Origin of the sequence: Adlercreutzia sp. DFI.6.23 (assembly GCF_024462535.1) — a bacterium.
GTDB classification, from domain to species: Bacteria; Actinomycetota; Coriobacteriia; order Coriobacteriales; family Eggerthellaceae; genus Adlercreutzia; species Adlercreutzia rubneri.
Genome location: NZ_JANGBP010000012.1, coordinates 21768 through 45511 on the forward strand (window position 1 = coordinate 21768; position 23744 = coordinate 45511).

General features: G+C 65.2%; 20 protein-coding genes and 1 riboswitch. Of the genes, 18 read left to right on the plus strand and 2 right to left on the minus strand.

Going from position 1 to position 23744, the window contains the following annotated elements; all coding sequences use genetic code 11:
* Positions 1–20 precede the first annotated feature (20 nt).
* From nirJ2 to NE591_RS10820, 15 genes are all read left to right on the plus strand, one after another.
* A complete protein-coding gene (gene nirJ2 / locus NE591_RS10750; protein WP_227070620.1) occupies positions 21–1034 on the plus strand; it encodes a putative heme d1 biosynthesis radical SAM protein NirJ2 in 1014 nt (337 codons plus the stop codon).
* A 169-nt stretch (positions 1035–1203) separates the two neighbouring features.
* Positions 1204–2217: an ABC transporter substrate-binding protein gene (locus tag NE591_RS10755; RefSeq protein WP_227070619.1), complete on the plus strand. Its 1014-nt coding sequence runs from the start codon at positions 1204–1206 to the stop codon at positions 2215–2217.
* Between the two features lie 21 nt (positions 2218–2238).
* Complete coding sequence (locus NE591_RS10760) at positions 2239–3237, plus strand: iron ABC transporter permease (RefSeq protein WP_227070618.1); 999 nt, start codon at positions 2239–2241, stop codon at positions 3235–3237.
* On the plus strand, positions 3230–4123 hold the full coding sequence (locus tag NE591_RS10765) for an ABC transporter ATP-binding protein (protein WP_227070617.1): 894 nt from the start codon (positions 3230–3232) through the stop codon (positions 4121–4123). Before NE591_RS10760 ends, NE591_RS10765 begins: the two co-directional genes overlap by 8 nt.
* 102 nt (positions 4124–4225) lie before the next feature.
* A riboswitch (FMN riboswitch) is annotated at positions 4226–4377 on the plus strand.
* Positions 4378–4532: 155 nt separating this feature from the next.
* Positions 4533–5174, plus strand: a complete 642-nt coding sequence (locus tag NE591_RS10770) for an ECF transporter S component (RefSeq protein WP_371130587.1) — start codon at positions 4533–4535, stop codon at positions 5172–5174.
* Positions 5174–6004 carry an energy-coupling factor transporter ATPase gene (locus tag NE591_RS10775; protein WP_227070616.1) on the plus strand — a complete coding sequence of 277 codons (831 nt, stop codon included), beginning with the start codon at positions 5174–5176 and terminating at the stop codon, positions 6002–6004. The genes NE591_RS10770 and NE591_RS10775 overlap by 1 nt, the downstream gene beginning before the upstream one ends.
* Positions 5986–6909 carry an energy-coupling factor transporter ATPase gene (locus tag NE591_RS10780; protein WP_227070615.1) on the plus strand — a complete coding sequence of 308 codons (924 nt, stop codon included), beginning with the start codon at positions 5986–5988 and terminating at the stop codon, positions 6907–6909. Before NE591_RS10775 ends, NE591_RS10780 begins: the two co-directional genes overlap by 19 nt.
* The gene (locus NE591_RS10785) at positions 6896–7714 is read left to right on the plus strand and encodes an energy-coupling factor transporter transmembrane protein EcfT (RefSeq protein WP_227070614.1); all 819 of its coding nucleotides are present in this window, start codon (positions 6896–6898) and stop codon (positions 7712–7714) included. The genes NE591_RS10780 and NE591_RS10785 overlap by 14 nt, the downstream gene beginning before the upstream one ends.
* A gap of 174 nt (positions 7715–7888) precedes the next feature.
* The gene (locus NE591_RS10790; RefSeq protein WP_227070613.1) at positions 7889–8314 is read left to right on the plus strand and encodes a pyridoxamine 5'-phosphate oxidase family protein; all 426 of its coding nucleotides are present in this window, start codon (positions 7889–7891) and stop codon (positions 8312–8314) included.
* 75 nt (positions 8315–8389) lie between these two features.
* Positions 8390–9820, plus strand: coding sequence for a sodium:alanine symporter family protein (locus NE591_RS10795; protein ID WP_022739582.1), 1431 nt, complete (start codon positions 8390–8392; stop codon positions 9818–9820).
* Positions 9821–10073: 253 nt separating this feature from the next.
* Positions 10074–11504: a sodium:alanine symporter family protein gene (locus tag NE591_RS10800; RefSeq protein ID WP_022739583.1), complete on the plus strand. Its 1431-nt coding sequence runs from the start codon at positions 10074–10076 to the stop codon at positions 11502–11504.
* Positions 11505–11864: 360 nt separating this feature from the next.
* On the plus strand, positions 11865–13244 hold the full coding sequence (locus tag NE591_RS10805) for an aminoacetone oxidase family FAD-binding enzyme (protein ID WP_227070612.1): 1380 nt from the start codon (positions 11865–11867) through the stop codon (positions 13242–13244).
* A gap of 113 nt (positions 13245–13357) precedes the next feature.
* Positions 13358–15064, plus strand: coding sequence for an FAD-dependent protein (locus tag NE591_RS10810; protein ID WP_321203149.1), 1707 nt, complete (start codon positions 13358–13360; stop codon positions 15062–15064).
* Positions 15061–15846 (plus strand): L-threonylcarbamoyladenylate synthase, encoded by a 786-nt coding sequence (locus NE591_RS10815; RefSeq protein WP_227070610.1) that lies wholly within the window; start codon positions 15061–15063, stop codon positions 15844–15846. The genes NE591_RS10810 and NE591_RS10815 overlap by 4 nt, the downstream gene beginning before the upstream one ends.
* Positions 15843–16850: an alpha/beta fold hydrolase gene (locus tag NE591_RS10820; protein ID WP_227070609.1), complete on the plus strand. Its 1008-nt coding sequence runs from the start codon at positions 15843–15845 to the stop codon at positions 16848–16850. The genes NE591_RS10815 and NE591_RS10820 overlap by 4 nt, the downstream gene beginning before the upstream one ends.
* Here the strand turns inward: NE591_RS10820 and mcrC are convergent.
* Positions 16839–17915 carry a 5-methylcytosine-specific restriction endonuclease system specificity protein McrC gene (mcrC, locus tag NE591_RS10825; protein WP_227070608.1) on the minus strand — a complete coding sequence of 359 codons (1077 nt, stop codon included), beginning with the start codon at positions 17913–17915 and terminating at the stop codon, positions 16839–16841. The genes NE591_RS10820 and mcrC overlap by 12 nt on opposite strands.
* The gene (locus NE591_RS10830) at positions 17882–20062 is read right to left on the minus strand and encodes an AAA family ATPase (protein ID WP_227070607.1); all 2181 of its coding nucleotides are present in this window, start codon (positions 20060–20062) and stop codon (positions 17882–17884) included. Before NE591_RS10830 ends, mcrC begins: the two co-directional genes overlap by 34 nt.
* A 318-nt stretch (positions 20063–20380) precedes the next feature.
* Here NE591_RS10830 and glpK point away from each other — a divergent pair, with 318 nt between their 5' ends.
* From glpK to glyA, 3 genes are all read left to right on the plus strand, one after another.
* On the plus strand, positions 20381–21871 hold the full coding sequence (glpK, locus tag NE591_RS10835) for a glycerol kinase GlpK (RefSeq protein ID WP_227070606.1): 1491 nt from the start codon (positions 20381–20383) through the stop codon (positions 21869–21871).
* Positions 21872–21983: 112 nt separating this feature from the next.
* Positions 21984–22418, plus strand: coding sequence for a ribose 5-phosphate isomerase B (rpiB, locus tag NE591_RS10840; RefSeq protein WP_022739592.1), 435 nt, complete (start codon positions 21984–21986; stop codon positions 22416–22418).
* 45 nt (positions 22419–22463) lie between these two features.
* Positions 22464–23720: a serine hydroxymethyltransferase gene (glyA, locus tag NE591_RS10845; RefSeq protein ID WP_227070605.1), complete on the plus strand. Its 1257-nt coding sequence runs from the start codon at positions 22464–22466 to the stop codon at positions 23718–23720.
* The last annotated feature ends 24 nt before the right edge of the window (positions 23721–23744 follow it).

The following is a 23744-nucleotide window of genomic DNA, read 5'->3' on the forward strand; positions in this document are numbered from 1 at the left end:
GAGGGAGAGGAGACCCCGACATGATCGTATCGTGGATGACCACGAACCAATGCAACCTGAAATGCGTGCACTGCTACCAGGACGCCGAGGAGGCCACCGACCGCGAGCTTTCCACCGACGAGGCGAAGAAGATGATCGACGAGATTGCCCTCGCGGGCTTCAAGATCATGATCTTCTCCGGTGGCGAGCCGCTTTTGCGTCCCGACATCTACGAGCTGGTGGCCCATGCGGCCTCCCGCGGCCTGCGCCCGGTGTTCGGCAGCAACGGCACGCTCATCACCGATGAGGTGGCTTGCCGCCTGAAGGACGCCGGCGCGTGCGCTATGGGCATCTCGGTGGACAGCCTCGATGCGGAAAAGCACGATCGGTTCCGTGGGCTGCCCAACGCCCACGCCCTCACCCTGGCCGGCATCGAGGCCTGCAAGCGCGCCGGCCTGCCCTTCCAGCTGCACACCACCGTGGTCGATTGGAACCGCGACGAGGTGTGCGCCATCACCGATTTCGCCGAACAGATTGGCGCGCAGGCCCACTACATCTTCTTCCTGATCCCCGTCGGCCGCGGCGAGTACATCCAGGAGACGAGTTTGGAAGTGCTGGAAAACGAGGCGCTCCTTCGCGAGATCATGGAGAAGTCGGCGGAAATGTCCATCGACGTGAAGCCCACCTGCGCGCCGCAGTTCACCCGCGTGGCAAAGCAGCTGGGCATCGACACGCGCTTCACCCGCGGCTGCCTGGCCGGCCTCACCTACTGCGTCGTGGGCAGCGAGGGGATCGTTCGCCCCTGCGCCTACATGACCGAGGAGGCCGGCGACGTGCGGGAGCAGCCCTTCGACGAGATTTGGAAGACGAGCCCGGTGTTCGAGCGCCTGCGCACCCAGGCCTACTCCGGCGCCTGCGGAACCTGCGATTACAAGGACGGCTGCGGCGGCTGCCGGGCCCGTGCTGCCTACTACCACGACGGCGACATCCTCGCCCAAGACGACTACTGCGCCCATGGCCAACAACTTGACGTTCATTCGGCCATTGCCGAATGAACGTCCTGACGCTGCGGTTCCGACAGGCACCTGGCCTTGGCCCTTGTTTTGGGCTCGGCGCGGCACGAAGGCCGCTTGGCCCAAAGGCGGGCCAATTCCAGGCACCTGTCGAACCCTCGCTGACTTCCTTGGGCGAACCGGTGAGTTTTTGTATAGAAAGGATTTTGTTTTGAAGAAGTTTGTACTGTGCGCTGTTACGGCGGCGTTGGCGTTGGTGTTGGCCGGATGCGGCCAGCAGGAAAGCGAGGCCCCGGCGGCCGATGCGCCCCAGCAGGAGCAGCAGGCCCCTGAGGCTCCCGCAGCGGAAGCAACGGCGCCCGGCCCTGTCACCTTCACCGACGATATGGGCAACGAGGTCACCGTGGACAACCCCCAGCGCGTCGTGGCCTGCATGGGCAGTTTCGCGAACGCCTGGGAGCTGGCCGGGGGCACGCTCGTGGGCGTCTCCGACGATGCGCTCACGGCGGCCGGCTGGATCATCGAGAGCCCGGATGTGGCCACGGTAGGGGACTTCACGGCGGTGAATCTCGAGGCCATCATGGCGCTTAACCCCGATTTCGTCATCATGACGAGCGGTACCGGCGGCCGCGGCGGCGACTCCAGCCAGATCGACCTGCGCGACGCGCTTGTGGGCGCGGGCATTCCCGTGGCCTACTTCGAGGTGACCACCTTCGACGACTACGAGCGCCTCATGCGCACCTTCACCGACATCACCGGGCGTGCGGATCTTTACGATCAGAACGTGGCGAAGGTGGCCGCAGCCATCGACGCCGTTGTGGGCGCGGTGCCGGCCGAGAACCCGCCGACGGCGCTTTTGCTCACCACCTTCTCCGGCGGCACCCGCGTGCAGAGCTCCGGCACCCAGACCGGGGCCATGCTGGCCGACCTCGGCGTGAACAACCTCGCCGACGAGAACAAAAGCCTCCTGAAAGATTTCAGCCTGGAAGCGGTCATCGAGATGGATCCCGACTTCATCTTCGTCATCCCCATGGGCAACGACACCGAGGCGGCCATGCGCAATCTCGAGGAGGCCACGGCGGCCAATCCGGCGTGGGGCTCGCTTTCCGCCGTGCAGAACGGCCGCTACATCACTTTGGACCCGACACTGTACCTCGCAAAGCCCAACGCCCAGTGGGATGCGGCCTACCAGGGGCTCTTCGATAACCTCTACGGGCAGAACTAGCGACGGGGGATGTCTCGCGCCATGGGTTCTGTCTCCCGCAACATCGTCGTCGTTGCCGCGACCGCCGTCTTTCTTGCGGCGGTCACGGCGGCGGCGCTCATGCTCGGCGCCTCCTCGGTGAGCCTGCCGGAGCTGGCGACGTGGCTTCTCGGCGGCGACGTCTCCGCCACGGCCCGCAACATCTTGGAGAACGTCCGCGTGCCGCGGGTGCTGGCGGCGCTTCTGGCCGGGGCGGCCCTGGCCTGCTCCGGCGCGCTTATCCAGGCGTGCCTGGACAATCCGCTGGCGAGTCCCAACGTCATCGGCGTGAACTCCGGTGCGGGGCTTGCCGTGCTGCTGGCCGCCTCGCTCGTTCCCGGGGCGCTGTGGCTCACGCCGCTGGCGGCCTTCGCCGGGGCGCTCGCGACGGCGCTCATCATCTTCGCGCTGTCGCTGGGCACGGGACTCAGCCGCCTTACCGTGGTGCTCGCCGGCATCGCCATCACCACCGTGTTCGGCGCCGGCATGAACACCATCCTCATTGTTGACCCGGACGCCTACATCGGCTCGTCCACCTTCCTCGTGGGCGGCCTGTCCGGGGTCCTTATGCGCGATCTGGCGTGGCCGGCCGCCTACATCGCCGTGGGCCTGGCGGCGGCGCTGGCGGGCGCGGCGAAGCTGAACATCCTCTCGCTCGGCGACGAGGCGGCCCACAGCCTGGGCGTGAACGTGCGCGCCGTGCGCCTGGGGATGCTCGCCGTGGCCGCCGTGCTCGCCGGCGCGGCCGTGAGCTTCGCGGGCCTTATCGGATTTGTGGGGCTGGTGGTGCCGCATCTCATGCGCTTCTTCGTGGGTCACGACAACCGCTGGGTGGTGCCGGCGTCCGCCTTGGCCGGCGCGGCCTTCGTCGTGGGATGCGACCTTCTGGCCCGGGTGCTGTTCGCCCCCTACGAGCTGCCCGTGGGCATTCTGCTCGCCTTCATCGGCGGCCCCTTCTTCATCTACCTCATCCTGAAGAACAAAGGAGGCGGCCTTGACTGAGCGTGCCATTCAGGGCGAGAGGACGTCGTGCGCGCGTCTCGCCGACGCTAAGGCGCGCGCGTCGGAGTGCGCCATCCGCTACGAGGACCTCTCGTTCTCCTACAGGGCGGGCGCCCCCTTCATGGAGGGGCTTTCCGCCGCCATTCCCGCCGGCGCGGTGACGAGCATCGTCGGCCCCAACGGCTGCGGGAAATCGACGCTGGTGAAGCTGGCTGCCGGCCTTCTGCGCCCCGCGGCGGGACGGGTGGAGGTGGCCGGCCGCGATACTGCTTCCTTGACCTCGCGCGAACGGGCGCATCTGATGGCCGTGCTGGCCCAGACCTCCCGCGTGCCTCCCATGACCGTGGAGGCTCTGGTGGCCTGCGGCCGCCATCCGCACCTGGGGTGGGGCGGCCGACTCGGGCCGACCGATCGCGCGGCCGTGGAAGCCGCCATGGAACGGGCCGGGGTCGCGGTCTTCCGCAATCATGACCTGCACCAGCTTTCTGGCGGCGAGCGTCAGCGTGCCCATGTGGCCCGCACACTCGCCCAGGACACCGACCTCATCGTGCTGGACGAGCCCACCACCTATCTGGACATCGGCGCCTGCCACGACCTCATGGCCCTCGTGCGCGACCTGAACCGACGCGAGGGCAAGACCGTCGCCATGGTCATCCACGATCTGGATCTGGCGCTTCGCTACTCCGACTACCTCGTAGTGGTGCAGAAGGGGAGGGTTCTGGCCCAGGGTCCCACCGAGGAGGTGCTCGCCTCGGGCGCCGTCGGCGACGCCTTCCAAATGGACATCTGTCCCCACGACCGCTTCAGCCCCATGAGGGACGAGGCGGTCGCGGGGGCGCGTGCCGAGATCGACCGCGGCTACGTCCTCTACCCCCGTCGCCGCTAAGCGGCACCCCGAGGCATCGGCGGCGGCTATCGACGGCTGGGCGTATCCGATGGTCCTGGGGGTTGCGCGCGCGGCTCGCGTCGCCTACAATGTGCCCCGTGAATTCTGTTTCAGGGCGAGGTGGAAATCCTCACTGGCGGTAAGCACGGCGGCGCCTCTGCGCGCCGGCAAGCCCGCGACCCTGTGCGAAAGCGCAGGCTGACCCGGTGAAATTCCGGGGCCAACGGTTACAGTCCGGATGGAAGAGGCAGACGCTCGCGCTTCCGGCGCCCCGGCCGATGGGGCCAACGCAAACGGAAGCGCGACATCATGGAAGCCTGTATGAAAGGAATTCATACAGGCTCGTTTTCTTTTTGCGAGGGGAAGCGGCTCCGGAAGATACGCCTCGCGAAGAGAAAGAAGGTCCATCATGGCCAACAAACCCACGACTCACCCCGCTGTCGGTTCCTCCACCGTGCGCCCCGCCAAGGCGCCCACGGCCCAGAAGACCATGGCGAACACGAACCGCTGGTCTACCCGCGTGCTCGTGACCATCGCGCTTCTGTGCGCCATCTCGGTGCTCTTGTCCTTCGTTGAGTTCCCGCTGCTTCCTGGCGTGGCGTGGCTTTCCTACGATGCCTCTATCATGCCCGCGGCGGTCTGCGGCTTCGCCTACGGCCCGGCGGCGGGTCTCGCCTGCGGCATCATCTCGGTGGTGGCCCACGGCATCCTCTTCGCCGACTTCACCGGCGCGCTCATGAACCTGCTCGTGGTCATTGGCTTCATCCTGCCCTCGGCGCTCGTGTACAAGAAGATCCACACCCTGAAGGGCGCCATCATCGGTCTTGTGCTCGGCATCGTGTTCGCCGTCATTATGGCCGTGCTCGGCAACCTCGTGGTCACCCCGGCCTGGCTCGGCGTGCCGCTCGATGCCGTCGTGGCCATGATCGTGCCCATCCTCATCCCGTTCAACCTGCTGAAGGGCCTTTTGAACGCCATTCTGACGCTTATCGTCTACAAGGTCATCTCGAACCTCATCACCCCGAAGAAAGACCAGGTTAAGGGCCGCTAATGAGCACCGATGTCTTCGTCGACTTCCGCGATGCCGCCTTCACCTACGATGGGGAGGCCTTCGTCTTCCGGCACCTGAACCTGACGGTGCCCCAGGGGCAGTTTCTGTGCCTGCTCGGCGGCAACGGCTCGGGGAAGTCCACTCTGGCCAAGCACATCAACGCGCTGCTCCTGCCCGACGAAGGCGAGGTGGTCGTGTTCGGCTGCGACACCCGCGACGCGGAGCAGACCTACTTCATCCGTTCCAACGCGGGGCTGGTCTTTCAGAACCCCGACGACCAGCTGGTGGCGAGCCTCATCGAGAACGACGTCGCCTTCGGCCCGGAGAACCTCGGCATCCCGAACCCAGAGCTGCGCGAGCGCGTGACCCGGGCGCTTGCCGAGGTGGGCCTGCAGGGCTTCGAGGCCCACGAGACCAATGCGCTTTCCGGCGGTCAGAAGCAGCGCGTGGCTATCGCCGGGGTGCTCGCCATGGATCCGGCCATCCTCATTCTGGACGAGGCCACGGCCATGCTCGACCCGCGCGGGCGCGCCGGGCTCATGCGCGTCGTGCGCGAGCTGCACGAGCGCGGCATGACCGTCGTGATGATCACCCACTTCATGGAGGAGGCGGCCGCAGCCGACCGCGTGGTGGTGCTCGACGGCGGCGAGGTTCGCATGGACGGCGCCCCGGAAGAGGTGCTCGTGCGCGCCGACGAGCTGCGCGCGCTTTCCCTGGAAGTGCCCTTCGCCTGCCGGCTCTCGCTCGAGCTGCAGGCCGCGGGCGTTCCCGTTTCCACCTGCATCACCGACGACGCCCTGAAGGAGGAGCTATGCGCCTTGCGTTCGTAGATGTGAGCTACTCCTACGAGGGCGGCGAGGCGAAAAAGAAGCGCGGCCGTCGCAAGAAAGACGCCGCCCGCCAGGCCGATTGGGGCAACGCGCCCGATGCCGTGTGGGCCCTGCGCGATGTGACCTTCACGGTGGAGCCGGGGGAGTTCTTCGGCATCGCCGGGCACACCGGGAGCGGCAAGTCCACGCTCATCCAGCATATGAACGGACTCGTGCATCCCACGTGCGGCCGGGTGCTGGCCGATGGGCGCGATCTCGCCGAGAAGGGCGTCGCCACCGAAGTACGCCGCCAGGTGGGGCTCGTGTTCCAGTATCCCGAGAACCAGCTGTTCGCCAACACCGTCTACGACGACGTGGCCTTCGGGCCGCGCAACATGGGGCTTGGCGCCGAGGAGGTCGACCGCCGCGTGCGGGAGGGCCTGGCCTTGGTGGGGCTGTCCTTCGACGAGCTTTCCGAGCGCAGCCCCTTCGACCTGTCCGGCGGCCAGCAGCGCCGCGTGGCCTTCGCCGGCGTGCTCGCCATGGAGCCGGAGGTGCTCGTGCTCGACGAGCCGGTGGCCGGCCTGGACCCGCTCTCCCGCAAGGAGTTCCTGGGGCTCATCCGCGAGCTGCACGCCGGCGGCCGCACCATCGTCATGGTGTCTCACTCCATGGAGGACTTGGCGGCCTTGAGCGACCGCATCCTCGTGCTGTCCGAGGGGCGCCTGTTCCGCCTGGGCACGCCGGCCGAGGTGTTCGCCGATGCGGCAGCGCTGAAGGCCGTGGGCCTGGGGGCGCCGGCGCCCGAGGCCTTCGCCGCTTCCCTGCGCGAGGCCGGCTTCACGCTGGGGCGTGACCTCTACGACGAGCGCACCCTGGCCGCCGACATCGCCGCCCAGCTGAGAGGCGGTGATGGCGATGCCTGATCGCGCCATCATCGGCCAGTACTGGCCCGAGGACTCGCTCGTCCACGCTATGGATCCCCGGGTGAAGTTCATCCTGTCCTTCGTGCTCATGGCGGCGGTGTTCTGCGCGGCGACGCCCCTCTCGCTCGCGGTGGCGGCCCTGTTCATCGTGGGCTTCTATGCGGCGAGCCGCATCCCGCTGCTCCAGGCTATCCGCGCCATCGGCCCCTTGCTCGTGCTCGTGGTGCTGACGGCGCTCCTGAACGTGCTCTTCGTCCAGGGCGGTCACGTGTACTTCGAGTTCGGCATCATCTGCATCAGCGAGAAGGGCCTGCAGTCGGCCGTCTTCATCGGCTGCCGCCTGCTGCTTCTGCTCATGGGGATGAGCCTGCTCACTCTGACGACCACGACCCTCGATATCACGGCGGCCTTCGAGCGTCTGATGGCGCCGCTTTCGCGCATCGGCGTCCCCGCCCACGAGCTGGGCATGATCCTCGGCATCGCGCTGCGCTTCCTGCCTCAGTTCATGACGGAGCTCGGCATCATCTACCGCGCCCAGAAAAGTCGCGGCGCCCACTTCAACGCGAATCCCTTCCGCGGCGGCCTCCAGTCGCTCACGGCTCTGCTCATCCCGCTGTTTACGAGCGCTTTCCGCCATGCCGAAACGCTGAGCGCCGCCATGGAGGCCCGCTGCTACCATGGCGGCGTCGGCACCACCCGCCTGGAACCTCTGCGCCTCACTTGGCGCGACGCCGTGGGCACCGCCGCCCTCCTCCTGATGATCGCCGCCGTCATCGCCACCAACTACATTCCGCTTTCGTTTTGAGTTGAGTAGCGTGGGGCTGGAGGCGGTGGTGCCGCGCGCAGTTCATTCAATGGCAAGAGGAGAACGATATGGCCCTCATCGAGCAATGCCATTGAATGCTGTCTGAGCACGGCACTTCCGCCTCCGGGCCCACGCGGACAGCAATGCACCATCAATCTCGAGAAAGGACCACAAATGACCGGAAACGAGCTTATCGTCGACTACCTCACGAGTGTCCCCGCCTGGTATCTCGCTACAGTGGAGGATACCCCGGAAGGCGCCCAGCCTCACGTGCGCCCCTTCAGCTTCGCCGCGTTGCAGGACGGCGAGATCCAGTTCTGCACCGCCACCACCAAGGACTGCTACCGCGAAATGCAGGCCAATCCCCGTGTGGAGCTGACCGCCTGGAAGCCCGGCCGCGGCTGGATCATCCTGCGGGGCCGCGCGAACTTGGAAGACCGCGCCAGCGCGGAGGTCCGCGAGGAGGGTTTCAAGCACATGGTCGCCCTCGGCGAGGACTGGGATGATGCCAACGATCCACGCCTCACCTTCTTCACCATCGACGACGCCGAGGCGTGGCTGTGCGACATCGACGGCTCCTGGAACCCCATCGAGCTGTAGAGGTTCCGCCCATCACTTTGTTGACATTCGGCGCATTGTGCGCGGAAGGCCCCTCGATGCAGTACAATCGCACCCATGATTGAACTTCTCACAACTATCGATTCTGTCGTGTGGGGCCCGGCGATGATCGCGCTGTTGCTCGGCACGCATATCTACCTGACGTTCCGCACGGGGTTCATCCAGCGCAAGTTGCCCCAGGCTATCCGCATGTCGGTGCGCCGTGATCCGTCGGGCAAGGGCGACATCTCCAGCTTCGGGGCCCTGGCCACGGCGCTCGCCGCCACCATTGGCACCGGCTCCATCGTCGGCGTGGCCACGGCGCTCCTCGCCGGCGGCCCCGGCGCCATCTTCTGGATGTGGATCGCGGGACTGTTCGGCATCGCCACCAAGTACGTCGAGACCTACGCGGCCGTGAAGTACCGCGTTCGCGACAAAACTGGCGCCATGCTGGGCGGCGCCATGTTCGTGTGGAAGCGCGCCTTCGCGCGGCCGGACGGCAGCGTGCCGTGGTGGGCGACGCTGGGTGCCGTGTCCTTCGCCGCTTTCGCCGTCATCGCCACCATCGGGACTGGCTCGGCGGTGCAGGCGGCGGCCATCTCCGGCATCGTCACCTCGTCGGTGCCCGCCATTCCGGCCGTGGCCGTGGGCGTTGTGATCGTCGTGGCCGTGGCGGCCGTTATCTTCGGCGGCGTGAACTCTATCGCGCGGGTGTGCGAGTGGCTCGTGCCCATCATGGCCGGCGCCTACGCGCTCGGTTGCCTGGTCATCATGGGCATGAACGCCCCGGTGCTCGGCGAGGCCGTCGGGCTTATTCTGGAATGCGCCTTCACGCCGAAGGCGGCTTTCGGCGGCGCGGTGGGTTCCGGCATGGTGATGGCTCTGCAGTTCGGCTGCGCGCGCGGCCTGTTCTCCAACGAGTCGGGACTGGGCACCGCCCCCATTGTGGCGGCGGCGGCCAAGACGAAGAACCCCGCCGACCAGGCGCTCATCTCCATGACCGGCGCGTTTTGGTCCACGGGCGTCATCTGCCTGCTCACGGGGCTTGTGCTTGTGTCCACCATGATCGTGCACCCGGAGATCGGCGCGGACATCCTGGCCAACCCCTCCATCTTCACCGGAGCGGCCTTGGCCAGTGCAGCCTTCGCCGAGATCCCCGTGTTCGGCACGCCGGTGCTCGTGCTCGGCATGTGCGCGTTCGCCTACTCCACCATCCTCGGCTGGTCCTATTACGGCAATCGCTGCGTGGCCTATCTGTTCGGCCCCAAGGGCATCAAGCCGTACCAGGTGATCTACGTGGCCGTGGCCTTCTTCGGCGCCATCGGGGTGGGGGACGTGGTGTGGACCATCTCCGACATCGGCAACGCGTTGATGGCCATCCCCAACATCATCGTTATTCTGCTGCTTTCGGGCATGATCGCCCGGGAGACCAAGCACTACGTCTACGACGGGCACCTCGACGAGGAGTATGCCGAGCCCGTGCCCCGCGTGGACAAGGCGCAGCTGTAAGAAGGTGTCGCCCAGGCCGATCGCTTCCTCTGGCGGCCCGCACCGCCCGGCCCGGTGCTGCTGCAGCCGCCGCTTACGGGGAATTCTTCCATTGTTAACAAAGACGCTCAACTTCTCCCTCTATAATGCGGCTACTTTAGCACGTTAAAGTGCGAAGGCCCGATGAGCGCGCCTTGCCTCGCCGGGACCGCCGCGCCGAGCCGCTGGCTTTGAAGTCCCGCCGCACTGCGCTCACTGAGAGGAGAACCGCCACATGGACATGATTGTTGACGTTATCAACAGCATCGACGCCTTCGTTTGGGGGCCGCCGATGCTCGTGCTGCTGTTAGGCTCGCACATCTTTCTGACCTTCCGCACCGGCTTCATCCAGCGCAAGCTGCCCACGGCCATCAAGCTGTCGGTGACCAAGGACCCCGACGCTCCCGGCGACATCAGCCAGTTCGGCGCGCTGTGCACGGCGTTGTCGGCCACCATCGGCACCGGCAACATCGTCGGCGTGGGCACCGCCATCATCGCGGGTGGTCCGGGCGCGGTGTTCTGGATGTGGATCACCGGCGTGTTCGGCATCGCCACGAAGTACTCCGAGACCTTCGCTGCCGTTAAGTACCGCGTGAAGGATCACAACGGCGACATGCTCGGCGGCGCCATGTACGCGTGGAAGCGCGGCTTCACTGACAAGAACGGCAACACGCCCTGGTGGGCGCTGCTCGGCGCCGGGGCTTTTGCCCTGTTCGCGGCCATCGCGTCCTTCGGCATCGGCTCGGCCGTGCAGTCTTCGGCCATGACCGAGGTCATCTCCACGAACCTGCCCGGCGTGCCCGCCTGGGGCATCGGGCTTGCCATCGTCATCATGGTGTCGGTCGTCATCTTCGGCGGCGTGAAGGTCATCTCGAATGTGTGCGAGAAGCTCGTGCCCTTCATGGCCATCGCCTACATCTGGGGCTGCGTTGTCATCCTCGGCATGAACTGGGAGCTCGTCTGGCCCGCGTTCTGCCTCATCGTGGAGAGCGCCTTCACCGCCAAGGCGGCCTTCGGCGGCGCGCTGGGGTCCGGTCTCATGCTGGCCCTGCAGTTCGGCTGCGCGCGCGGCCTGTTCTCCAACGAGTCGGGCCTCGGCTCCGCGCCCATCGTGGCCTCGGCGGCCGCGACCCGCAACCCGGCCCGTCAGGCGCTCGTCTCCATGACCGGCACCTTCTGGGACACGGTCATCATCTGCCTGCTCACCGGTCTCGTGCTCGTGTCCACGATGCTCGGCAACGCCGATTTGCAGTCCGAGATCATGGCCGGCAACATCACCGCCGGTGCGGCGCTGTCCTCCGCGGCCTTCGCGAGCATTCCCTACATCGGCACGCCCATTCTCATCTTCGGCATGATTCTGTTCGCCTACTCCACCATCCTGGGTTGGTCCTACTACGGCAACCGCTGCGTCACCTACCTGTTCGGCAAGCGCGCCATCCGCCCCTACCAGGTGCTCTACGTGGTGGTGGCCTTCCTCGGCGCCATCGGCGTGGGCGAGGTGGTCTGGACGGTCTCCGACATCACCAACGCGCTTATGGCCATCCCGAACATCATCATGGTGCTGCTGCTCTCCGGGCTCATCGCGAAGGAGACGAAGCATTACGTCTACGAGGGCAACCTCGACGAGCGCGACGAGGCTCCCATTCCGCAGCTGGACAGCAAGTAGGTTCTAGCGACATAGTGTGTCATGAGCGAGCGCCCCGCCATGCGGGGCGCTCGTGCTAGAATGGCCAGATGACCGACGGGCCGTAAGTCCTGAGCGCCAGGCGGTGCCTTCTTTTGCGAAAGGAGGTGGATCGCTTGGACGTCTTCGTTTTCGTCGTGCGCCTGGCGACTGCGGTCGTCGGGTTGCTGAGGGAGGCGGCTGCGTTCTCCGAGACGCTCAGGAGGGGCCGACATAGGAAGGACCGCTAGCGCCAACTAGCGGTCCCGACTAAACGACGGTGCCGCCTGCATCCACCTCAGGCTGGTCCGTTGGTCGTATTCTAGCATATATTGCATTGGGAAGCGAGCGGATGGAAGCAGCATGGGCGAAGCGAAGACGATTGCAGTCATAGGCGGCGGGGCCTCGGGGCTGGCTGCGGCCGTGGCGGCCGGGGAGGCTCTACGGGATTTGGAAGGTGCCGGAGGTGCGGCCGGTGAGGTCGTAGAAGGTGACGCGGGCGCGGCGCGGGTCGTCGTGTACGAGGCCTCCGACCGCGTGGGACGCTCTATTCTGGCCACGGGCAACGGGCGTTGCAACTTCTCGAACGCGCGGCCCGACGAGGGTGATTATCGCAACGCCGCGTTCGTCAGGCGCGCGCTTTTCGAGTTCGAATGCCGGGCGAGCCGCTATGTGCTGTCCCAGACCAAGACGAGCACCGCTTATCCGAACGGTGTGCTCGGCTTCTTCTCCGATCACGGGCTGATGTGGCGCGAGGAAGGGGAGGGGCGGCTGTACCCCTTGGCTAACAAGGCCGCATCAGTGCTCGATTGCCTGAGAGCGGCCTGCGCTGCGGCGGGGGTGGAAGAGCGCGTGGAATGCGAGGTCGCAGCCGTGGAGCCGCCGCGCGCCGAGGGCGCCCCGTTCACGCTGCGCCTGGCCGACGGGCGCTTCGAGCGGGCCGGTGTGGTTATCGTGGCCGTGGGAGGCACCGTCGCGCGCGAGCTTTTGCCCAAGGGCCTTTCCTTCCGCGAGCTGGAGCCGACGCTGGGGCCGCTGGCCACCGATCCGCGCTGGCCGCGTCGCCTCGACAACATCCGTGTGCGTGGGGCGCTCGAGCTGTGGCGCCCCGGCGAGAAGATGACGCCCCAAGAGCTCAACCGCCACGGCTTCCCGATGGGCACCCACGAAGGCGAGCGGCTGGTGTCCCGCGAGGTGGGCGAGGTGATGTTCCGCAAGTACGGCGTTTCGGGGATCGCTGCATTCAACCTGAGCCGCCTGGTCGAGCGCGGCGACGTGCTCGCCGTGGACTTCGTGCCCTGGGTGCGCCTTTGCGACATGGAGGCGTTCCTCAACCGTCGCCGCAAGCTGCTGCGCGCCTCGCTCGGGCGCGATGTGACCTGGAGCGATATGCTGCGCGGCATGGTGCTCGTGCCCGTGGCCGACGTGCTGCTGGAGGCGGCGGCGCTGGACGGTGCGCGCCCTGTGGCCAAAGGGGAGACGACCGTCATAGCGCCGGTGCTCAAGGGGCTGCGGCTTCCTGTGACGGGCCTCGGTGACGTGCGACAGTGCCAGGTGCACCGCGGGGGCGTGAGCGTCCGGGCGGTGGACGACCGCACGTGCGAGGTGCGCCGCGTGCCGGGGCTCTACGTCGTCGGCGAGGCGCTGGACGTGGATGCGGCGTGCGGCGGCTTCAACCTGCACTGGGCCTGGGCCTCGGGGCTGCTCGCGGGCTGGTCGGCAGCTGAAAGGTTACGTGCATGATTCAGGCTTCCAATGTTCCGGTTTCTCTTGATGCTCTCCTGCCAGAAAACGAATCGCTCTTCCGCCGAGAAATCGCGCGGACGCTCGGGGTTAAGACGAGCGCTATCACTGAGGTGAAGCTGCTGAAGCGGTCGATCGATGCGCGGAAGAAGTCGAACGTGCATGGCGTCGTGACCGTGGCGGTCGAGCTTGCGGAAGGCGCTGATCCGCGGCCGGTGAAGGGCGTGGCGGTCAAGGCCTACGAGCCCCCTGAGCCTCTTTCGATACCGCACGTGGAACCGACTGGGCTGCGGCCCGTCGTGGTCGGGGCGGGGCCGGCGGGGCTGTTCTGCGCGCTGTATCTGGCGCGGGCTGGGTTGCGTCCGCTGGTGGTGGAGCGGGGCGCTTCCGTGGACGAGCGCGTGGAGATCGTCGAGGCCTTCAACGCCGGCGCGCCGCTCGATACGCGCACGAACATCCAGTTCGGCGAGGGCGGGGCGGGCACATTCTCAGACGGCAAGCTGAACACCGGTATCAAGTCGCCCCATATCCGCCATGTGCTGGAGGCCTTCGTGGAAGCCGGCGCCCCGGAGGACATTCTCGTGGACGCCAAGCCGCACATTGGCACCGACCTGCTCGTCGGCGTCGTGCGCAACCTGCGTCGGGCCATCGAGGAGGCGGGGGGAGAGGTACGGTTCCTTACGCGCCTCGACGGCCTTGTGCTTGAGGGCGGAGCTGCTGATCGTCCGGGCGTCGCTGATGCTGTGGATGAGGTTGGCGGCGAAGATGGCGAAGCGCGCGTCACTGCCGTTCGCCTCGTCGATGAGCGCACGGGAGCGGCGGAAGTCTTCGCCACCGATTGCGTCGTGCTGGCCTGCGGGCACTCCGCGCGTGACACCTTCCAAATGGTTTGCGAGGCCGGGGCGGACATGGCCCGCAAGCCCTTCGCCGTGGGCGTGCGCATTGAACATCCCCAGGCTCTCGTGAACGAGGCCCAGTACGGGCCAGCCGCTGGTCATGCGGCCCTCGGGGCGGCCGACTACAAGCTGGCGGTGAAGACCGACGACGGCCGGGGCGTCTACAGTTTCTGCATGTGTCCGGGCGGGGAGGTGGTGGCGGCCGCCAGCGAGGAGGGGCTGCTCTGCGTGAACGGCATGAGCCGCCACGCCCGCGCCGGGACCAATGCTAACGCGGCGCTGCTCGTGGAGGTGCGCCCCGACGATTTGCCCGGCGACGACCCCCTGGAAGGGGTCGCCTTCCAGCGTCAGCTGGAACGGGATGCCTACCTTCTCGGGCGCGGGCTGGCGGCCGACGATGTGGAAGGTGCCGACACCTCTTCGGAATCCGACAGCGCGTTCATGCCTCCCTATACCGCCCCGGCCCAAACCGTCGGCGACTTCCTCGCCGGCGCGCCGAGCACCCCGAGCGCCACAGTGACGCCCACCTTTCCGCGCGGCGTGGCCTGGCGCGACCTGCACGACTGTCTGCCGCCGTTCGTGGCTGACGCTCTCGCCGAGGCGCTGTCGGCCCTCGATCGCAAGCTGCACGGGTTCGCCGACGTCGACGCTGTCATGACTGCCGTAGAGGCCCGCAGCTCGAGCCCCGTGCGCATCGTCCGCGACGACCGCTTCCAATCGAATATCGGCGGCCTGTACCCTTGCGGCGAGGGCGCGGGCTACGCCGGCGGCATCACGAGCGCCGCCGTGGACGGCCTGCGCGTCGCCGAGGCCATCGTGACCGAACGGCTTTCAGAAACCGCAGCGCCCGTGATCTGCGAGGGGATCGCGTCGGCGCAACCAGTATCTGGCGAAACTGCTTTCTGCGAGAAGGAGGGCCGATGAGCAACTGCCCCTTCGATGGCGCCTGCTGTCCGCTCTCGCTCGGCGAGGCCGCCTGTGCCCTGGCCGCCGGCGAGGCTGTCGTCTTTCCGACGGACACCGTTTTCGGCTTGGGTGTCTCCGTGAAGGCGGCCGCAGGCCCCCGTCTCCTCTACGACCTGAAGCACCGTGACGCTGGCAAACCCGTGGCGTGGCTCGTGGAAGGCCCCGAGACGCTGGACGTTTACGGCAGGGATGTTCCCGCCTACGCCCGGCGCCTCGCCGAGACCTTCTGGCCCGGTGCCCTCACCTTGGTGGTGCGCGCGTCGGCGGCCGTTCCCGCTGCCTTCCGGTCGCCCGCGGGTACTATCGGGCTGCGCATGCCCGACAGCGAGGCGGCTCTCGCCCTCATCCGTGCCGTCGGCTGTCCCTTGGCCGTCACCTCGGCCAACCTCTCGGGAGCGCCCGATACGGCCCGGATCGAAGATCTCGATGGGGCTCTCATGGCGCGCACCGCCGGTGTGTACCTTCCCGATGATCTCCCGCCGTACTCGATCGCGTACGGCGTCGCCGAAGCAGCTGAAGCTGTCGAAGCTGGCGAAGCAGCCGAAGCAGCCGAGGGCGCCGCCGCGCTCATGTCGTCGAGCGCTCGCGTCCGCGCCGACGTCGCGGCAGGAACCGCCGGCGATTCTGATGCCCCTTCTGCGGGCATCGCCTCCACCGTGCTCGACTGCACTGGCGACGTCCCCCGTGTCCTGCGCGCGGGCGCCCTCACCTTGGAAGATATGAAAGGATGCCTCTCATGAGCGCCGCAAACGATGCCTTCGCGACCACTGGCCGCACCGAATTCTCCTTCGATTCCGCCGACGGAAAAAGCCAAGTCCGCGCCGTGCTCTGGGTGCCCCTGGCCATGGAGCGGGCCGATGCGGCTGCCGGCGAGCCGTCGCTTGGCTGCTTCAAGCCGCGCGGCGTCGTGCAGCTCGTCCACGGCATGGCCGAGCACATCGACCGCTACGACGACTTCGCCCGCTTCCTCGCCGACGCGGGCTACCTCGTGGCCGGCCACGACCACATCGGCCACGGCGATACGGCCGGCGCGCCCGAGCGCCGCGGCGTGATCGATGCCGAGGGCGGCGCCGACGCCATGATCGAGGACGCGCAGATGCTGCGCCTGCTCGTCTCCCAGCAGGTGGCGTCCGGCACGCCGTACTTCATCTTCGGGCATTCCATGGGCTCGCTCGTGCTGCGCAGCTATCTGCCGCGCTACGGGTCGGGCCTTGCCGGCGCCATCATCTGTGGCACGGCCAACGAGCCTGTTGCCGTCTCCCGCGCCGGCAACCTGGCCGCCCGGGCCATCGCCCGCGTGCGCGGCGACGACTACCGCAGCAATCTTCTGCACGCGCTTGCCGATGGCGCCTACAGCCGCGCCATCAAGGACGCGCGCACCCCCTTCGACTGGCTCTCCCGCGACCCGGCCGTGGCCGACGCCTTCATGGCTGACGAGGCCTGCGGTTTCATGTTCGGCGCCGGCGCCTACGCCACCCTAACCGAGCTGGCCTGGCGCGCCGCCGCGCCGGCGACCTTGGCCGCCACGCCCCACGACTTGCCCCTGCTCTACGTGGCCGGCGACGCCGACCCCGTCGGCAAATGCGGCCGCGCTGTCGCTGCCGCCGCCGAGTCCATGGAGGCCGCCGGCGCCGAGGACCTCACCTTGCGCCTGTTTCCCGGCATGCGCCACGAAATTCTCAACGAATTCGGCAAAGAAGAAGTCTACGATTTCATCCTGAACTGGATAAACCTACACGAATAGGCCAAAGTGCAACTCGACAATCTCGTCGAGCTGCACTTTGATGTCCTCGAAGGGCGTATCGAGATCAAGCGTCTTCACGCTAATCTGGTTTCCGCTCATTCTGTAAACGCCATCTGGCTGTATTTCCTCGTCGGTTTGCGCGTACAGCAACATCCCCGACACCTCGTGGGGCACGTCGGCGCGTGCGAGTTCCGCCTCCTTATTTTTCACATAGGTGAAAATCTGGTATAGATTGTGCGAATGGACGCTATGCGTGTTGTACTGATGCTGCGTAGCATGCGAGTAATATTTCGCGTCGATGATGAGCGTCGTGTGGCCGAGTGAGAGCACAACGTCGCTCTTCATGACAGGCAGCATATCGTCGAAGTCGTCGTCAAGCGTCCAGCTGATGTGAGGAGCGCCAACATGTAGCTTGGGATGCTCGCGCTTGAAGTATTCTAGGATGAACCGTTCATACAATCGGCTCATGCGCTGTTCGTCTAGAAAGTCCATGAGTTTGGTTGATCCGTCTTCTTGGGTCTGCAGCAGCCCTTTGGCAATGAGCCAGCACACATTTATCAGCATGCGGTAGGTCTGGTTATTTCGATTGAAGCGCATCTGCCAGTTCGCGGTTGCCAGATCGATGTCGCTCACGTCGTCGAAGTATGCGAGCAGTCGCTTGATCTCCCGCTTGCGCTCTTTGCTTAGGTTCGAGCGTACCAGCAGCATCATCGTTGCCTTGAGGATGCGATTCATGGGTGTGTCGATTGAGAACTCGTCGTAGCTGCACACCATTTGTCGTCGCAGTACGGATCTTGTTTTCACCGAATCGGCAATCTCGAATTTTCCTCGTAAAGTCGAGAGTGTATCGGTATGGTCTATGTACTCCCGTCCGAGGCCGCGTTTGACTTGAGAGTTTGTGCCGCGTATCAAAATAGCAGCGCAGAGCTCCGCCGCGTTGTCGAACTCTTCGGTAGCCATCTCGCGATACCCTTGCTCGCACAGCACCTGGAAGGCGTAGGCGAGCATATGATAGATGTTCTGGATGCGGATCATTTGATGGACTTGCGCAGAGCGTCGGTCCACTCGCGAACCTTCGATGGCTCGTCGAACCAGTACTCGCGCAGCATTGGTGCAAGTTCATATTCCACGATGGCCGAGAGTTTTGCGTCTGTTACGTCGGCAGCTTTCATGCCGCAGAAATAGCTATGCCCGATGCAAAAGCCATCGCCCAAAGTGTCATCGTCGGAGATGGCGGCGTTCAGCTTTACTGTGCATGCGAGAAGGTTGTTAAGCTTCGGGTTGCCCAGGCTATCGCGGTAGGCAATGAACCCCTTGGAATCGAATCCAGGACGCAGGTCGAAAAATGCGAACCGTCGACGTAGCGCATAATCGAGCATTGCGAGCGAGCGGTCAGCGGTATTCATCATGCCGATGAGATACACATTGCTTGGCACGTAGAAGCGTTCGCGTGAATAGAGTAGCTGCAACTTGTTATTGGGCCCTCGCTTGTCGTTCTCGATGAGCATGAAGAGCTCGCCGAAGATCTTCGATAAGTTGCCTCGGTTGATCTCGTCGACGATGAAGAAGTAATCATTGTCGGTATCGTCTTGCGCCTTCTTGCAGAACGTGTAGAAGCTTCCCTTGATGAGGTCGAAGCCCGATGCGGAAGGACGAAAGCCTTCGATGAAATCCTCGTAGCTATAACTTTGATGGAACTGCACCATCATCACGCGATCGCGATCTTTTGCGCCCATCATCGAATAGGCCAAGCGCTTTGCAACGAAAGTTTTTCCCACGCCGGGAGCGCCTTGCAAGATGATGTTCTTTTTTGAACGAAGCACACCGACGAGCGTGTCGTAAGTTTCCTCGTCCATGTATGCCTCGGAGAGGAATTGCTCGCGGTCGTAAGGGAGGTCTGCGGGGAGCGTCCCCCCGAGGGTTTCCTCGGCATCCTCCTCGAAATAGCCGTTTACCTTCTCCACGAAGTCGGTATAGTCGGTGACGTCAGTGAGGGTCTTCATCGCGAACTGGTCGTCATGGGTCCAGTGACCCTTGTGGGTCCACTTTACTTCGCGTAGGTTGGGGTAGTGGCCAGCATCCGCATCGTATGCGTAGCTCCCTACAACCACTCCGCGACCAAGGATTTCCGTACGCCCCCGCTTAACAAAGACGATATCGCCAGGTTTGATGTCGTGGGTAAACTGCCACACTGCGTGTGCCGAGTTTTTCTGCGAGGTTTCATTACCACGTATCTGCTGAAGAGCGAGCCTCATGTCTTCTTTGGTCGAATACTCGCGCAGGTCGCCGAGTTCGTGCCAACCGAGGCCCATGACGCCACGGGTGTAGAAGTCCTCCCACATGCTTGCGCCTTCGCCGGGTGCATAGAGCCAATAATGGACGACTTCCACCCCCGCGTCGCCAAGTGCGTTCTCCTCTGCTTCTTGTTCAGCGGCCTTGGCTGCTGCCTTTCTCTCTCTATTGACTCGTTCCGATTCGATAAATGCCGCATTAGAGAGTGAAGGAAAGCCATTGTATGGGCAGTCGGCGCTGTTAAGCTCTGCTCGGATAGTGTCACAGATGGCAAGATAATGTTTGCCATCGTGAATAGGCGCGTCTTTTTCTTTTGGCATGATGCTTGCTATAGGGACACCGGCCTTTGCGGTATCGCCCATGAACCACCTATTGCGCGAGTCTAGATTGATGAACGCGAGCGGTCTGGCCCAATAAAGCCCCATAGTGAGTTTCCAGCCCAGGCCGAACTGCCCAACTGTTTTATCGAAGGCGGCCGCAAAGGCATTGCGATTTTCGGGGTTGTCTGCGTCAGCTAGAGCAAGTTCCGCTTCGAACAAATCCCAGAGATTGTCGATATCGGATTCGCCGCGCCTGCTGTCCCCAATGAAAGCGTAGAAGGTGGCATTCAAGTTGTTGAGCAAGGGGGTTCCAGCGAAATCGTTTGGTAGTTCAGCGGTGATGCAGAATACGTCTGCGAGAGCGGCAACGATCTTTCGTCTGTTCTGACTTGAGATACCTTTGTTGAAGAGTCCGAATATCGTAAAGGGGTCAATATCGTTAGGGACGCCGCCGTCATCAAGCTTAGGAAGCTTCGTGTCGATGCTCTCGTACATCGCTTGCAGCTTGTCGATCAAGGCAGCGCGGTCGTTCTTGTAAGGCAATAGCTTGTTTGCCAGCTCGGTGTAAAAAGGAACCCATGTGTAGAGTTCTTCCGCCATGTAATCGCCTCTCTAGCCGATCTCTTTTTCCGCTATCGTATCATACCGTGCGCCAGAAGGGCTGTTGGACGCACTGGTCAGTCCATACCCTTCGCACCTCGTTGCTGGAACGGGGTGCTTCGGCTAAAGTTGAGCGAAGCGGGATGCGGGGTGCCGCTCACCAAGCGAGTTCCGCAGGTGGTATCGAAGGCGCAATGATACGGGGAGGAGTAATCCTTGGTGCCTTCGATACCAACGAGGACTGTCTGAGCGACTGAGCGGTACCCCGCAGCCCGCCCCCGAGGAGCCGCAGCAAGAGCAAGAAGAGGAGAAGCGAACATGAAGAAGTACATCATCGCGCTGGATCAGGGCACCACCTCCTCCCGCGCCATGCTCATCGACCGCGCCGGCCGTCCCGTCGCCTCGGTGCAGCGGCCCTTCCCTCAGATCTATCCCCAGCCTGGCTGGGTCGAGCACGATCCGCAAGACATCCTCTCCTCGCAGCTGGGCGCCCTCACCGAGCTCATTCTGTCGTCGAACGTAGACACCGCCGACATCGATTCGATCGGCATCACCAACCAGCGCGAAACCACCATCGTGTGGGACCGCGCCACCGGCGAGCCCATCATGAACGCCATCGTCTGGCAGTGCCGCCGCACGGCGCCCATGGTGGAGGCCATCGCGAGCGACCCGGCGACCGCGGCCGAGATCACCGCGCGCACGGGCCTCGTGCCCGACGCCTACTTCTCCGCCAGCAAGCTCGCCTGGATCTTGGGTGAGGTGCCCGGCGCCCGTGCCCGCGCCGAGGCGGGGGAGCTCTGCTTCGGCACCGTGGACAGCTGGCTCATTTGGAAGCTCACCGACGGGGCCGTGCACGCCACGGACGTGACCAATGCGAGCCGGACCATGCTCTACAACATCCACGAGAGGCGCTGGGATCCCTTCCTGCTTAAGCTCTTCGGCATTCCCGAGGCCATTCTTCCCGAGGTGCGCCCCTCTTCCGGCAGCTTCGGCATAACGGCGAACCCGGGGCTCGTCCAGGGCATCCCCATCTGCGGCGTGGCGGGCGACCAGCAGGCGGCGCTCTTCGGCCAGTGCTGCTTCCATGCGGGCCAGGCGAAGAACACCTACGGCACCGGCTGCTTTCTGCTCATGCACACCGGGCACGAGGCCTGCGCGAGCGAGCACGGGCTCGTGACCACGGTGGCGGCCTCGGCCCCCAACGCGGGGGACACCGAGTACGCGCTCGAGGGCAGTGTGTTCATGGCCGGCGCCCTCATCCAGTGGCTCCGCGACGAGCTCGGCATCATCGACAGCGTCGCCGAAACCGACGCCATCGCTCGCAGTGTGGCCACGACCGACGGCGTCTTCGTCGTGCCCGCGTTCACGGGCCTGGGCGCCCCCTGGTGGGATGCCGACGCCCGCGGCGCTATTCTCGGCCTCACCCGCGGCGCCGGACGCGCCCACATCGTGCGGGCGGCTCTGGAGTCGATCGCCTACCAGGTGTGCGACTTGGCCCGCGCCATGGCCGAGGACGCGCACATGCCGCTTTCGGTGCTGAACGTCGACGGGGGAGCGGCGGCCAACGACTTCCTCATGCAGTTCCAAGCCGACATGCTCGGCGCGCCCCTGCGTCGCCCTGACAACGCCGAGACCACTGCTCTCGGCGCCGCCTACCTGGCCGGCCTTTCCACGGGCTTTTGGAAGAGCACCGAGGAGCTGGCGGCCCTGCGCGAGGGCGAGGACCGCTTCCTGCCCACCTTCGACGAGCCGATGCGCGCCGCCCGCCTCGCCGCCTGGCACGAGGCCGTCTCCCGCGTCCGCAGCTAGGACTTCGCCCGTCTCTCCCGATTTGGTGCGGAAAGCGTGAGCGAGGGGGCGCGGGGGCACTCGAGCGCCTACAATAGGCCTCAAGGCATTCGCGACGGAAAGGAAGTGGCCCATGCGCGTGAGCATCGGAAGCGACCACGCCGGCTTCGAGCAGAAGCAGGCCCTGGTGGATTACCTGGTGGGGAAGGGGTACGACGTCATCGACCGCGGCCCCGACAACGATGATCGCGTCGATTACCCCGACTATGCGGCCCCCGTGGCCCACGATGTGGCCGACGGTGTCGCCGAGCGCGGCGTGCTCGTGTGCGGCACGGGCATCGGCATGGCCATGGCCGCCGACAAGGTGCCCGGCGTGCGTGCCGCCAACATCATCAACTCCGAGTTCGCCGCCTTGTGCCGCGAGCACAACGATGCGAACGTCATCACCCTTTCCGGCCGCTTCGTGCCGCTCGAGGAGAACGAGCGCATCCTCGACACCTTCTTCGCCACCGACTTCGGCGGCGGCCGCCACGCCGGCCGCGTTCAGAAGATAATGGAACTAGATTAGAGAAGACCAGGGAAGCTCAGAGAAGATTAGCAAAGGAGACAATAGATGGCTTTGGAATTTCTCGCCGCTGAAGATCCGCAGGTGACCGACTGCCTGCGCCAAGAACTCGCCCGCCAGCGGGGGAGTGTGGAGCTCATCGCGTCGGAGAACTTCACCTCCCGCGCCGTCATGGAGGCCGTGGGCAGTGTGCTCACCAACAAGTACGCCGAAGGGTACCCCGGCAAGCGCTACTACGGCGGCTGCGAGAAGGTCGACATGGTGGAGGACCTTGCCCGCGACCGCGCCTGCGAGCTGTACGGCGCGAAGTACGCCAACGTGCAGCCCCATTCCGGTGCCAGCGCGAACTTCGGCGCGTATCTTTCCATCATCGAGCCCGGCGACACGGTGCTCGGCATGAGCCTCGACCATGGCGGCCATCTCACCCACGGCAGCCCCGTGAACTTCTCCGGTCTTCTGTACAACATCGTCTCCTACGGCGTGAACCCCGAGACCGAGACCATCGACTACGACGAGCTCGAGCGCATCGCGAAGGAGTGCCGCCCGAAGGTCATCGTCGGCGGCGCCTCGGCCTACCCGCGCTTCATCGACTTCGAGCGCATGGCGGAAATCGCCCATGAGGTGGGCGCCTACCTCATGGTGGACATGGCCCACATCGCCGGCCTCGTGGCCGCGGGGCTGCACCCGAGCCCGGTGCCCCACGCCGACATCGTCACTTCCACGAGCCACAAGACCCTGCGCGGCCCGCGCGGCGGCTTCATTCTCACGAACTCGGATGAGCTGGGTCCGAAGATCAACAAGGCCATCTTCCCCGGTGCTCAGGGCGGCCCTCTCATGCACGTCATCGCCGGCAAGGCCGTGGCCTTCGGCGAGGCGCTGCGTCCCGATTACCGTGTTTATATGGAGCATGTGGTGGAGAACTGCCGCACTCTCGGCCAGGGCATGACCGACGGCGGCCTGCGCCTCGTCTCCGGCGGCACGGACAACCACCTGTGCCTCGTTGACCTTACGGCCTCCGACATCACCGGCAAGGACGCCGAGAAGCTTCTGGAATCCGTGGGCCTTACGGTGAACAAGAACTCCATCCCCAACGAGCAGCGCTCTCCCTTCGTGACGAGCGGCATCCGCGTGGGCTCCGCGGCCGCCACCACTCGAGGATTTACCGCCGAGGACTTCTACGAGATCGGCCAGCTCATCGCGACCACGGTGTTCAACGCCACCGACGAGGCCAAGCTCGCCGACGTGCGCGCCAAGGTCGACGCCCTGCTGGAAGCCCACCCCCTGTATCCGGGCTTGGAGTATTAAAAGAGGTTTTGGGTTTGGCTGAGC

Excerpts from the sequence above, each read along its gene's own strand:
- nirJ2 (WP_227070620.1), top strand. The coding sequence starts at position 21 with ATGATCGTATCGTGGATGACCACGAACCAATGCAACCTGAAATGCGTG.
- NE591_RS10760 (WP_227070618.1), top strand. The coding sequence starts at position 2,239 with ATGGGTTCTGTCTCCCGCAACATCGTCGTCGTTGCCGCGACCGCCGTC.
- NE591_RS10770 (WP_371130587.1), top strand. The coding sequence starts at position 4,533 with ATGGCCAACAAACCCACGACTCACCCCGCTGTCGGTTCCTCCACCGTG.
- NE591_RS10775 (WP_227070616.1), top strand. The coding sequence starts at position 5,174 with ATGAGCACCGATGTCTTCGTCGACTTCCGCGATGCCGCCTTCACCTAC.
- NE591_RS10780 (WP_227070615.1), top strand. The coding sequence starts at position 5,986 with ATGCGCCTTGCGTTCGTAGATGTGAGCTACTCCTACGAGGGCGGCGAG.
- NE591_RS10785 (WP_227070614.1), top strand. The coding sequence starts at position 6,896 with ATGGCGATGCCTGATCGCGCCATCATCGGCCAGTACTGGCCCGAGGAC.
- NE591_RS10790 (WP_227070613.1), top strand. The coding sequence starts at position 7,889 with ATGACCGGAAACGAGCTTATCGTCGACTACCTCACGAGTGTCCCCGCC.
- NE591_RS10795 (WP_022739582.1), top strand. The coding sequence starts at position 8,390 with ATGATTGAACTTCTCACAACTATCGATTCTGTCGTGTGGGGCCCGGCG.
- NE591_RS10800 (WP_022739583.1), top strand. The coding sequence starts at position 10,074 with ATGGACATGATTGTTGACGTTATCAACAGCATCGACGCCTTCGTTTGG.
- NE591_RS10805 (WP_227070612.1), top strand. The coding sequence starts at position 11,865 with ATGGGCGAAGCGAAGACGATTGCAGTCATAGGCGGCGGGGCCTCGGGG.
- NE591_RS10815 (WP_227070610.1), top strand. The coding sequence starts at position 15,061 with ATGAGCAACTGCCCCTTCGATGGCGCCTGCTGTCCGCTCTCGCTCGGC.
- NE591_RS10820 (WP_227070609.1), top strand. The coding sequence starts at position 15,843 with ATGAGCGCCGCAAACGATGCCTTCGCGACCACTGGCCGCACCGAATTC.
- NE591_RS10830 (WP_227070607.1), bottom strand. The coding sequence starts at position 20,062 with ATGGCGGAAGAACTCTACACATGGGTTCCTTTTTACACCGAGCTGGCA.
- glpK (WP_227070606.1), top strand. The coding sequence starts at position 20,381 with ATGAAGAAGTACATCATCGCGCTGGATCAGGGCACCACCTCCTCCCGC.
- rpiB (WP_022739592.1), top strand. The coding sequence starts at position 21,984 with ATGCGCGTGAGCATCGGAAGCGACCACGCCGGCTTCGAGCAGAAGCAG.
- glyA (WP_227070605.1), top strand. The coding sequence starts at position 22,464 with ATGGCTTTGGAATTTCTCGCCGCTGAAGATCCGCAGGTGACCGACTGC.